10 protein-coding genes are annotated in these 11,152 nt (G+C 62.9%); 5 read left to right on the top strand and 5 right to left on the bottom strand.

Features of this window, described 5'->3' with window-relative positions; genetic code table 11:
* Positions 1 to 44: 44 nt before the first annotated feature.
* Positions 45 to 1,046 carry a LacI family DNA-binding transcriptional regulator gene (locus tag WDU96_RS02490; protein ID WP_337336902.1) on the bottom strand — a complete coding sequence of 334 codons (1,002 nt, stop codon included), beginning with the start codon at positions 1,044 to 1,046 and terminating at the stop codon, positions 45 to 47.
* A gap of 88 nt (positions 1,047 to 1,134) precedes the next feature.
* On the opposite strand from WDU96_RS02490, the gene WDU96_RS02485 reads away from it, so the two are divergent.
* Positions 1,135 to 2,487, top strand: a complete 1,353-nt coding sequence (locus WDU96_RS02485) for an alpha-L-fucosidase (RefSeq protein WP_337336901.1) — start codon at positions 1,135 to 1,137, stop codon at positions 2,485 to 2,487.
* 2 nt (positions 2,488 to 2,489) lie between these two features.
* The gene (locus tag WDU96_RS02480) at positions 2,490 to 3,581 is read left to right on the top strand and encodes an enolase C-terminal domain-like protein (protein ID WP_337336900.1); all 1,092 of its coding nucleotides are present in this window, start codon (positions 2,490 to 2,492) and stop codon (positions 3,579 to 3,581) included.
* 65 nt (positions 3,582 to 3,646) lie between these two features.
* On the opposite strand, the gene pepN is transcribed toward WDU96_RS02480, so the two are convergent.
* Positions 3,647 to 6,142: an aminopeptidase N gene (gene pepN / locus WDU96_RS02475; protein ID WP_337336899.1), complete on the bottom strand. Its 2,496-nt coding sequence runs from the start codon at positions 6,140 to 6,142 to the stop codon at positions 3,647 to 3,649.
* A 216-nt stretch (positions 6,143 to 6,358) separates the two neighbouring features.
* Here pepN and WDU96_RS02470 point away from each other — a divergent pair, with 216 nt between their 5' ends.
* Together WDU96_RS02470 and WDU96_RS02465 are read left to right on the top strand one after the other, a co-directional pair.
* Positions 6,359 to 7,051 (top strand): GNAT family N-acetyltransferase, encoded by a 693-nt coding sequence (locus WDU96_RS02470; protein WP_420063937.1) that lies wholly within the window; start codon positions 6,359 to 6,361, stop codon positions 7,049 to 7,051.
* Between the two features lie 183 nt (positions 7,052 to 7,234).
* Positions 7,235 to 7,690 (top strand): SRPBCC family protein, encoded by a 456-nt coding sequence (locus WDU96_RS02465; RefSeq protein ID WP_337336897.1) that lies wholly within the window; start codon positions 7,235 to 7,237, stop codon positions 7,688 to 7,690.
* Positions 7,691 to 7,758: 68 nt separating this feature from the next.
* Here WDU96_RS02465 and WDU96_RS02460 read toward each other — a convergent pair whose 3' ends face one another.
* A complete protein-coding gene (locus WDU96_RS02460) occupies positions 7,759 to 8,109 on the bottom strand; it encodes a hypothetical protein (RefSeq protein ID WP_337336896.1) in 351 nt (116 codons plus the stop codon).
* 409 nt (positions 8,110 to 8,518) lie between these two features.
* Between WDU96_RS02460 and WDU96_RS02455 the strand changes: the two genes are divergently transcribed.
* A complete protein-coding gene (locus WDU96_RS02455; RefSeq protein WP_337336895.1) occupies positions 8,519 to 8,878 on the top strand; it encodes a DUF7882 family protein in 360 nt (119 codons plus the stop codon).
* 32 nt (positions 8,879 to 8,910) lie between these two features.
* Here WDU96_RS02455 and WDU96_RS02450 read toward each other — a convergent pair whose 3' ends face one another.
* On the bottom strand, positions 8,911 to 9,918 hold the full coding sequence (locus tag WDU96_RS02450) for a sodium:calcium antiporter (RefSeq protein WP_337336894.1): 1,008 nt from the start codon (positions 9,916 to 9,918) through the stop codon (positions 8,911 to 8,913).
* Positions 9,919 to 9,998: 80 nt separating this feature from the next.
* The gene (locus tag WDU96_RS02445) at positions 9,999 to 11,120 is read right to left on the bottom strand and encodes a baeRF11 domain-containing protein (protein WP_337336893.1); all 1,122 of its coding nucleotides are present in this window, start codon (positions 11,118 to 11,120) and stop codon (positions 9,999 to 10,001) included.
* Between the last annotated feature and the right edge of the window lie 32 nt (positions 11,121 to 11,152).

The raw sequence follows: 11,152 nt of genomic DNA, 5'->3' as shown, positions 1-11,152 counted from the left end.
CTTTCACTACATTGTGATGTGATCGCGCTTCGGTTGAAGGCGACCTAGGAGTGCCCATACGGTGCTGTTGATCGATGGACTTCGAAGATTGTGGGAAGGATCTCGTCGCGGCCCGTGCCGCCATAGCGCTGCAGAATTCGATCCAGAAGAAAATGGGTCGCGACGGTCGCCATCTCTGCGATCGGCTGAACGACTCCGGTGAAGAATGGGTCGAGAACCGTGTCGGTGCGCGCGTTGTCGAATGTCACGATCGACAGATCCTCAGGGATGCTAAGCCCGAGCTCGCGTGCGGCCTCGGCAGCGCCAAGCGCAATGAAGTTGCTCGCGGTAACCAAGGCCGTCGGGCGGCTCTCGCTCTGAAGCACACCGAGTGCCATTTCATAGCCCGACTCGGGTGTGAAGTGACCGTACTCGACTGGTGCGCTGTACCCGCGGGCAGCCATGGCTTCCTCGAAGCCCTCCGCACGCTCTCGGGCAGTAACGATAGCCAGATCGCCGCTGAGCATCGCTACCCGTCGGTGGCCGAGGTCGAGCACATAGTCGGTCAACTCTCGCGCCGCAAGGTGCGTATCGCAGCGCACGACATCCACGTCGTTTTCGGGCATCGGGTAATCAAGAACTGTGACGGGCAGTTTCTGCCCCTGCACGAAGTTGACGGATTCGGGGGTGTTGTAGACCGGCGACAAGATGATGCCGTCAACGCGGCGTTCGATAAGGGCCCGTAGTTGTTTCAGTTCTTCTTCAGGGTCAGACTCGGTGTGCCCGAAAATGACGGTGTAGCCGTTGTCGCGGGCCGCGCGAGTGACTCCACGAATTTGTTGAATAGCAAATGGGTTGGTGATGTCACTGACGATGAGACCCAACGCCATGGTGCGCTTCTTACGCAGTCCCTGGCCGAGCATGTTCGGCACGTACTTCAACGCGGCGATCGACTCTTCGACGCGCTGACGCGTTTCAGGAGACACTGAGTCCGGCTGATTCAACACACGCGACACTGTCATGGGAGCTACCGACGCGTGGTTCGCCACATCACGAATTGTCGTCATGACTCCTCCTCGAGCATTGACCGATCCGCTTGCCACCCGCCGGTGGTACGCGTAACATCGTGCTCGATGGTACGCATACCATTCATGATTGCGCAACACCCTCGTGAACAAAGGAGTTCTCATTTCCATAACGTCGCCGGCGGCGCCCCCACACGCATCCTTGGACTGGTTCTCACGCGCCGGTTTCGGAGTATTCATTCATTTCGGGCATGCGGCTAGCCGCGGCTGGGAGCTGTCTTGGCAGATGACCGGCGGCGTCGAGGGGCAGCATCCGCCCCGGCCCGGCGTGCCAGTCGAGGAGTACTTCGACAACGCGTACGCGTTCGATCCCGCCAGTTTCGATGCGGTTCAGTGGGCCGACGCGATTGCCAATTCGGGCGCCACATATGCCGTGTTCACATCGAAACACCACGACGGATTTTCGATGTTTGACACCGCGCACAGCGACTACTCGATCACGCGCGCCAGCCCGTTTGGCCGCGACCTGATGCGTGAATTGCTCGACGCGCTGCGTCAACGCGGTATCAGAACTGGTGTCTACTTCTCGCTGCCTGACTGGCATCATCCGCTCTACCCCGCCATGACGGAAGAGACGATCACTCGGCCGTACGAGTTAGGCAGCTATGTGCGCACGGATGCCGCGCAGTGGGGGCAGTATCGTGCGTTCATGCTGGCGCAACTCACCGAAATCCTCACCGAATACGGCCAGATAGATCTGCTGTGGTTTGACGGAGAGTTCGAGCACACCGCCGCAGAGTGGGACTACGCCGGCATCCGCGAGCACGTCCGTGCGCTCCAGCCAGATTGCGTCGTGAACGACCGGTGCGTGGGATTCGGCGACTACACGACGGTAGAACAGCGCGTTCCGACCGAGATTCCGAAGCGGCAGTGGGAAGCATCCATCACCATGAATGATTCATGGGGCTGGAGTGCTGATGACCGCCACTGGAAGAGCACCGCCACGCTGCTAGGCATCCTGGCCGAGGTCGTCGCTGCCGGCGGGAATCTCCTGCTCAATGTCGGCCCCACCGGAGACGGATTGTTCCCTCGTGAGGCAACCGAGCGACTGGAGCAGATCGGCGAATGGACCAGCCGGAACCGCGAAGCAATGAGCGGCGTCTCACGCGCGCCAGCCCCCATGCGTGCTCCGCTGCCAATCGGGGTTAAGGCTTCAGCGGGAATCGAGCGAGTCTTCGTCTATTGCACCCTGCGTCCGCACGATACCGTGATAGTTGCGGGCCTGCCCGTCTCTCGCATATTGAATGTTTCCGTGCTCGGCACGGATATCTCGCTCGCTCACACCGGCGCCGCATGGCTGTCAGAAGTGCACGCTGGTGTCAGCGATCCACTCGGAGACCTGGAGATCATCATTCCTCAGCAAGTCGCAGACTCACTCGTTCCGGTTCTTGAAGTCACCGTGCGCACCAGCAGCGAGGTTTGAAGATGAAGATCACAAGTGTCGAGGTATGGACTGTTCAGGTTCCGGGCGCCGACCCGCCGTACTCTTGGCGGGCGGGCCTCCAGGGGAGTCCGCCAACTGGAGATCGGGCCGTGCTGCGCATAGGCACCGACGAGGGCGTGACCGGTGTGGCGCTTGCGCCTCGCCCTGGTAGCCCCGCGATGCTCACCGACATCGTAGATCGGCTGTTGCGAGACGAACTGGTCGGGCAGGATCCGTTGCAACGTGAGTGGCTTTGGCATCGCATGTGGGAGCTCGATCGTTTGGATGAGTTTCCGCTTCCACTGCTGGGAATCGTCGATATCGCGCTCTGGGATCTGGCCGGGCGCCATGTCAATCTGCCCACGTGGCAGCTGTTGGGCGGCTTCCGCACCGAGATTCCGGCATACGCATCGACCTCGACGTTCCGCACTACGGAAGAGTTTCTCGACGTCGCAGATCAGTGCATCGCCCTTGGCTATCGCGCAATCAAGCTGCACGCGTGGGGTGATGCGAGAGCCGACGCGGCGCTTTGCATTGCGCTGCGCGAGCATGTTGGACCAGACCTGCCGCTGATGTACGACGGGTCGGCAGGATTCGACCTGCCTGACGCCATCTACGTCGGTGAAGCTCTCGCAGATGCCTCCTATACCTGGTACGAAGAGCCAATGCGAGAGTTCAGCGTCAGCGCGTACGCCTCGCTGGCGCGCTCGGTGAGAGTGCCGCTGCTGGTCGCCGAGACTTCAGATGGAGCGCACATGAACTCCGCCGACTTCATCCGCGCGGGAGCGGCGACATTCGGCGTCAGAGCAAGCACCGGCCTGCGCGGCGGGTTCACCGGATCCATGCGCACAGCACACCTCGCCGACGCATTTCGCGTGCGCGCCGAGGTTCACGGCGGTGACATTCCCAACCGCCACCTCTGCATGGCTATCTCGAACACGACGTACTACGAGTCGTTGGTCACGTCAGTCGCCGTGCGACGCGAAGCCTGCGTCACCTCCGACGGACTCGTGCTCGCGCCAACTGGGCCAGGGGTTTCGTTGCCGACGAACATCGATCTTCCCGCCGCTCTGAGCGAGTACGCCCAGAGCTGAGCCGCCTAAGCCGGAGCGCCGCACTAGCGGTGCAGTCGCGCTGAACGCACGGGCGGATAGATCGACTAGATCAGGTCGTTGAGCGCCTGAACCCGAAGCGCGCGGGCACGGTGATCGCGCTGCTCGATGACAAGCCGGCGCAACGCGGCGGGTGCGCTGTGGTGAGCCGCAAGCCACCCGTCGACGAGCTCGAGCGTCTCAGTTGCAGGAAACAGTCCGACAACGAGGCGCCGCGCGATCTCGATGCTGCGTGTCTGCCACACCTCGCCGATTCGCGAGAAGTAGTCACTGTCGTAGGGCGCAATGAGGTCGCGGTGGTCTCCCGCCGTGAACCCACGGGTCGTCGCATCAAGGTGATCGTTGGTCAGAGTGTGGTCATCCCATGCACTCGCCCATGCCGCCGCGCGCACCGCGACGGTCGGACGCGAGGCGAGCACCCGCACAAACTGTGTTCGCCCGCTTGCCGTGTCATCTGAAACGAGTTCGCGGCGCGCGTCCGCCTCGTCGGCATCTCCCGTGGCGGCGAGGGCGCCGAGCAGCATCCATCGCAAATCAGCGTCGAGCTTCAGACCTTCGGGCACGCCCGAAGCATCCGTCAAGATCGCTCGAATATCGCTTGCCCGTGCGCGGTCACGAGATGCCGCATCTGCCACCGCGCGTGCCCACACCAGTTGCGCCCCGCTCCCGGCATCCGCTGCCATCAGCGCTTCCCATGCAGTGCTCAACCATGCTGCTGAGGCACTCGCGCGCAAGCCCTCAGGTTGGTAGACACTTGACGCGGCGGCAGCGTTGGCGACAACTCCCGCGAGCAGACTGAGGTTGGTCTCAGCTGGGGCATGAGCGCGCACGATGCGCAGATATCGATCGGCGCGCAGCTCGCCATCGCGAGCGGCATTCCACAGCGCCGACCACACCAGGCCGCGCGCGAGCGCATCGTCGATCGTCGAGAGCGCCGCCTCGACAGCGTCAAGCGAGCGGTCGTCAAGACGCACCTTGGCATACGTCAGGTCTGCGTCGTTGATCAGGGTGAGGTCGGCCTCGTCGAGCGCGACTTCGGTCTGCGCGCTGTCAATGTCGAGCGCGACTCGTTCCCGAAGGGCGAGGCGGCCCGCCACCAGGTCGTAGAGACCGACCTGCAGGCGGTGCGGGCGTGGTTCGCTCTGATGCAGCACTGCCTGCGAATCGGTCGTGCGCTCGAGCCAGAGGGTGGTGACACCACTGGTTTCGAGCCACGCGGGAGACCAGCTGCGCAACTCTCGGCCAGATGTCTGTTCCAGTTCCACCAGAAGATCGCCGAGGGTCGTGTTGCCGTACGCGTGTCGCGCGAAGTAATGGCGGGCGCCGCTGAAGAACGCCTCCTCGCCCACGAATGCGACCAACTGTTTGAGAACCGAGGCGCCCTTGGCATAGGTGATGCCATCGAAGTTCAGCTTTGCCGCCTCTAGGTCGGTGATGTCAGCCACGATCGGATGCGTGGTCGGCAACTGATCCTGCGTATAGGCCCAGGCCTTGCGTCGGTTGGCGAAGGCCACCCACGCGTCGGTGTACTTGGTGGCCGCAGCAGATGCGTGCGCTCCCATGTAGTCGGCGAACGACTCTTTGAGCCAGAGGTCGTCCCACCAGCGCATCGTGACGAGGTCACCGAACCACATGTGTGCCATCTCGTGAAGAATCGTGTTCGCGCGTGCGGCCTGTTGCGCCTGGGTGGATGCTCCACGAAACACATACGCCTCGGTGAACGTCACCAGACCCGGGTTCTCCATCGCGCCGATGTTGTACTCAGGCACGAAGATCTGGTCGTACTTTCCCCACGGGTAGGGGTAGGCAAACGCGTCGTCGAAGAAGTCCATCCCTTGGCGGGTGATCTCAAGAATCTCGTCAGATTCGAGGTGATCGGCGAGCGAGGCCCGGCACAGCACTCCGAGCGGCACCGTGCGATCGCCCTGCGTCCACGTGGAACCGACGCGATGATAAGGACCGGCCGCAATGCAGGTGATGTAGCTCGACAGCGGGAGCGTCTGCGCGAAGCGCACGGTCTGTGCCGACTCGGTGGTGACGGTTGAGGCAGCATCCTGATTCGACAACACATGCCAGCCCAGTGGTGCCGTCACCTCGAAGGTGTAGCGAGACTTCATATCGGGCTGCTCGAAGCAGGCCATCACACGACGAGAGTCTGCTGGCTCGTAGTGCGTATAGAGATAGGTCTCACCGTCGACGGGGTCAACGAATCTGTGCAGCCCCTCGCCCGATCGGCTGTACTCGGCCGTAGCGACGATGACCACCTTGTTCGTCGCGGAAAGGCCCGTCAGCGCGATCCGTGCACCGTCGTAGTCGACCGGAACTTCGTCGCCGTTGATTGTCAGGCTGCTGACACTCGCACCGATGAAGTCGACCCACGTCTGTTCGGTCGAAGAATCGAACTCGAGCGTGGTGGTCACCGGAAAGCCGGCCCGGTCGGGGTCGGTCGCGCCGGTCACATCGATTTCGACATGGATGCTGCGGGCAGAAACAGCAGCGGATCGCGCGGCGGTCTCATCCCGAGTGAGATTGGCAGTGGTCATGCTTCCATGGTGTCACTATCGCCTCACGACGCGTCTAGGCTTCGGGCCAGGCCCTCGAAGCCAGACACACTGTCAAAGAAGCGAACACAGGAATTGCTCGCCCGAAGCGGAATGATCAGTCGCCGGCCGCAGTTGCACCTGTGGCCCGTCGCGACCACCGAGTGTCTGCGACCCCAACGAGCAGAGAGCTGTTGAAGGATGTCAGAAGTGACCCAAATGCCCTCCCATCTTGACGCAACCGTGCTTGACAACGCGGCCTGGCACGCGCTTTCAGGCCCACATGCAGCTTTTGCCGAGGGCGACGGTCTCGCCCGTCGCTACCACCCAGATGTCGCCCCGTTCGTCGCGGTGCGCACCTGGGACGACCCCCGGGTATGGGCTTCGCTCAGCGACCTGGTCGGGCCAGGAGCGCAGATCGGCCTCTCTGGAGACATTCCGGAGTTTCCAGACGGCTGGCAGGAATTGTGGCGGGGCGAGGGAGTGCAGCTCGTCGAGACCGGGTCGCTTCACCCCGTGCCCGATGCCGAAGCTGTGCTGCTCGGGGAGGGTGATGTGCCCGAAATGCTCGCTCTTGTCGAGCGAAACAAACCTGGCCCTTTCCTGCCTCGCACCCATGAACTGGGGCGATACGTCGGGATCCGTCGGGACGGGCGACTCGTGGCGATGGCGGGCGAGCGCCTGAGGTTGCCGGGATGGACCGAGATCAGCGCCGTGTCAACTGACGATGCATACCGTCGACAAGGGTTCGCATCGCGGCTCGTGTTGGACGTCGCCTTTCACATCCAACAGCGCGGCGACCGTGCCCTCATGCACGCCGCGGCAACGAACGTCACGGCGATCGCGGCGTACGAGCGCCTCGGCTTCGCGCGACGCAGACTCACGACCTTTGCCGGGGTGCAACTTCCCTGAGCGCGGGCCCACCGACGCCGTCGGCCGGACGGAGCCGCCATGGCGGAAGAAGAGATCGCGGACGCGACCGGCATGACCCCGTTGCGCAGATCTGTCAACCCCCGTGCACCCAGGCCCACAAACCGGCTGAATAGAGAAGGCCGGTTCAGACCCCGGGCAATCCCACAAACAGGAGGAGCACCTATGACGCAGATCATCGAAACCATCGACGTCGACGTTCCCGTAAGCACCGCATACAACCAGTGGACGCAATTCGAGAGCTTTCCGCAGTTTCTCGACGAGGTCGAGTCGATCACTCAAGTCGACGACACCCACAATCTGTGGAAGGTGCGCGTCGGCGGAGCCGAGCGCGAGTTCGGCACCGAGATCACCGAGCAGCACCCCGACGAGCGTGTCGCGTGGCGCAGCGTGGACGGCGAGACCCAGCACGCAGGAGCCGTGACTTTTCACAAGCTGAGCGACAGTGAAACCCGCGTCACAGTTCAGATCGACTGGGATCCGCAAGGCCTGCTCGAGAACGTGGGTTCTCTGGTCGGAGCGGGATCGCACGCCGTGAAGAAAGATTTGAAGAACTTCAAGGAGTTCATCGAAAGCCGCCACACTGCCACCGGCGCGTGGCGCGGAGACGTGCCCGCCTGATCAAACAAGCGGATGCTACGGCGGATGAGCCCGGTACGGGGGAGATGTCTCCTCCGTACCGGGCTCATTCATGCCCGCATGTCCTGCTCCCAGGATGCGATGTCGTCTGCCTCAGGGCTTTCCGCCTCGGGCTGCGCCACGGGCGGGCTTTTCAGCGCTCTGATGCGCTCGGTCATGTACCTCACCGCTTCGGCGTTGTCGGGCGGGTTAACCTCGGAGTTGGTCGACTCCACCAGCATCACGCTTGCGCTGTTGAGCAAGAAGCGCCCCTCGATCGTGTTGCCATCGGGACTGATCGCGCGTAGTGACACCGAGTCTGCATGCGAAGTATCGGCGAGCACCTGCGCATACTCGAGCAGGCGGTCGGCCGTTTCGTCGTCCATGAGCAGGGATTTGTCCGCGAATTTCACGTGTTTCATGCGCTCAATGTATGAGCCCCAAACTCACTGGGCGACACCCTTGACAGATCGGCGTTCCATCCCCTCTCCGTTGGTACGCGGGTATCGCGGAAGGACGGGATGCGCAAGGGGTATGGCACTCTGCGCTTCGCTGCGGTTGCCCCCCTCATCTCCGAAATTCTCAAGTATGTCGGCTCGCTGGCGTGCGTGTCTGAATGCGGTGTGCGCATGCGCGACGAGGGACAGGTGTTTCATGTCGAGGTGTTTGTGGTGCCCCGACGCCGGCGAGTGAGAGTGGACCAGATCGAGCTCGCGGAGCGGGGGTCGCGAACCTCGATTGGAAGGTGCAGGATATTGCTATAGTCATCGCGAGCCAGTTGCCCGATGAGGTGCAGCGACGTCTGCCGAAATCTAGAGAGAAGACCTGATCGTGGGAACTATTTATTACGGGGGATCAGCTACTCCCATCCATATCGACGATCGGGCACTCGCACACCTGAAGATCGTGATCGCCACGAAGCTGCGTCGCAGTGAGAGCTTCACCCTGACGTGGGTTCACCCCGAGGGTGAGCCTCGGGGGCGCAGCACGGTGTGGCTGCACCCCTCCATTCCCCTCCGCTTCGTCTTCGACGAGCCCGAGGTGCCCGATCTCAACCACGACTGGATACGCGAACTCGCGAACTCGGCCAATTCGTCAGGTGGGATCAGTCTGGTGGCAGAGCACGTGCTGTCGACGGACTCCGGCCCCACCGACAGTGCACCTCAGGCCGTGGAGGTTTCCGACTCCTAGCGCAGACCGGCGATGACAGCGCCGAGTGTGACCTACAGCGCCAGCACGATGGTCGCCGCGTAGATGACTGGGATGCTGACGCCCTCGAACCCCACCCCTCGTCGATCACGCAGAAGCAGTCCGGCGGCAAGCACCGCCGTGATCAGCAGAGTGCCGCCGAGAAGCACCAGGCTGGTCGCTCCGGCTGCGCTGTAGATGGTGCCGTTGAGGTAGAAGGCATCTGCAACTGACAGCGTGAGCACATCGAAGACGTTGCCGCCGATGATGTTGGCTACGCCGAGCGTGAGTGCACCCATGCGGATCGCCGCGATCAACACGATCAGCTCGGGCAACGAGGTGATCGCCGTCGTTACCGTGAACCCCGTGATTCCGCTCGGCCAACCCGTCGCGGCGATCACACCGAGTCCGGCTCGACCGATTATCCACCCAGTCGTTCCAACCACTAGTCCGAGCGCCGCGAACGTAATCCACAGCCGCGCCAGCGAGCCAGTGCCCTCTTCTGCGGGGTTGTCTTCTCGTGTCTCGTTCGTGCGGATCGGCTTCCACATCGGCGCGTCATGCATCCGCCGAACCAAGCGCAATCCGTACAGGTAGAACACCGGAATGAGGATGGTCACCGGGTGCACCCAGCCGACCTGAAGCTGCGGCGTCGCAAATGCCACAACGGGCAGCGCCAGCAGTGCAATCAAGACAATCGACTGCAGAAGGTTCTCGAGCGATGCGGCGGCATGCTCGAGATTCGCCCTGCGGTAGAGCAGGTCCGCGATGGCCAGCCACACGGTCTGAAGGGCAATACCGCCCACCGGGTTCGCCAATGCGAAAGCCGCATCTCCTTCGAGTGCGCCGGTCGCGGTCGTCACAATTCCCGGGAGCGACGTCACCGCTCCCAGGAAGACTGCTCCCGCCACTGCCTCGCCGAGGCCCGTGCGATCGGCGAGTTCGTCCGCGGTGCGCGCGAGCCGCGAGCCGGCGAACACGATGACGATGACCGCGACTGCGAGCGCGATGACGCTCGGCCACAAAGGCCATGGGCCGTTCATCGCGCTCCCCGTTTCGCGGCTCTCGACTCAGCGATCGCTGGTATGAGTACGAGCCTCGACGTGCAGTCTCGAGACCGAATTCACTCGCTCGGCAACGGAAAGCGCAACGTCGCAGCGACCGGCGAACCGTCGAGAAGATCGGCGTTGCGCACGGCACGAACCGATCCGCCCGACCTGAGCACCCGCGCAGCGATCTCGTCGACGAGCGCATAGGTGTCGGGCCCGGGCGACTCGGCACGCTCGACGCCGCCGAATTCATCGATACGTCCCTCTTCTGTCGCGTCCATGTCGAAATGCAGCGTGTCTACGGCAGCGGTCGCGGCGGCAACGGCAACCTCGTCGAACTTGCTCGTCGCCAAGCCTTGTGCGCGTAGCGTGCCGAAGCGCTCGCGCCATGCGTCTAGTTCGGCTGCATAGTGCTCGTCGAGGATCTTTCGCACCTGTGCGGTACGCGCCGGGTCGTCGACCGAGTCCGGGTGACCATCGATCTCTGCATCGAGCAGAAACGGGTGCGTGTTGACCTCTCGGTACGCGGGTTGCAGGTCGGTGGATGCTGCGAGGATCAGCGGCACGTCGTTGGGGACGACTTTCACAACTTCGTCCTGCACCGCGGCCGCATAGCGTTGCCGTTCGATGCGGTCGCCTGTGGTTCCGTCTGCGCGCTGGCGATCGAAGCGGCCACCGGTGGTGGTGTGTTCGAGCATCAGCTGATGATCATCAGGCAGATCAAGCGGGTGCTCGCGAGGGTCATGGTCGGGACCGAACTCGAGCAGACGAGCACGGCCCTGGGTGAGCTCGACGACGAAAGCCCGATGAGCGAACGCGCTGGCCCGCAGCAGCGCGCCGATGTCGAACCGATCGCCCACAGCCACGTTCTCCTCCACGACGTTCGCGATGCGGAATGCCTCGAGGATTTCGGGCGCTGCGAGGATGACGAGCGACCGCGACTGATGACGCCAGAAGTCGTCGTCATCATTGAGCGCACGAAGTGGCGCCACGACCTGCTCGATGACGTTGCGAGAGACGTCCTTCTGAGTCAGGTGCCGCTCGGCGTAGTCGATCGCGTTGCGCAGCCCGATGCGAATGCGTTCGTGGTCTGCGGGCATCGGCGACGACGCAATCGCGATCGTCACGCTGGCATCGTCTCGATGGTCCATGAGTTCAAGCAAGCGGTCGTTCTGGGGAATCTCTGAAGCCAACATGTCGTCAGGTTAGGCAGAATCTTCCGGCAATT

This window comes from Microbacterium marmarense (genome assembly GCF_037204165.1).
Classification (GTDB): domain Bacteria; phylum Actinomycetota; class Actinomycetes; order Actinomycetales; family Microbacteriaceae; genus Microbacterium; species Microbacterium marmarense.
Note: the sequence above shows the minus strand (reverse complement) of the source record. Positions and strands in the feature narration are given on the sequence as shown.

Coding starts and splice junctions, on each gene's coding strand:
- WDU96_RS02490 (WP_337336902.1), bottom strand. CDS start 1,046: ATGACGACAATTCGTGATGTGGCGAACCACGCGTCGGTAGCTCCCATG.
- WDU96_RS02480 (WP_337336900.1), top strand. CDS start 2,490: ATGAAGATCACAAGTGTCGAGGTATGGACTGTTCAGGTTCCGGGCGCC.
- pepN (WP_337336899.1), bottom strand. CDS start 6,142: ATGACCACTGCCAATCTCACTCGGGATGAGACCGCCGCGCGATCCGCT.
- WDU96_RS02470 (WP_420063937.1), top strand. CDS start 6,359: ATGCCCTCCCATCTTGACGCAACCGTGCTTGACAACGCGGCCTGGCAC.
- WDU96_RS02465 (WP_337336897.1), top strand. CDS start 7,235: ATGACGCAGATCATCGAAACCATCGACGTCGACGTTCCCGTAAGCACC.
- WDU96_RS02460 (WP_337336896.1), bottom strand. CDS start 8,109: ATGAAACACGTGAAATTCGCGGACAAATCCCTGCTCATGGACGACGAA.
- WDU96_RS02450 (WP_337336894.1), bottom strand. CDS start 9,918: ATGAACGGCCCATGGCCTTTGTGGCCGAGCGTCATCGCGCTCGCAGTC.
- WDU96_RS02445 (WP_337336893.1), bottom strand. CDS start 11,120: ATGTTGGCTTCAGAGATTCCCCAGAACGACCGCTTGCTTGAACTCATG.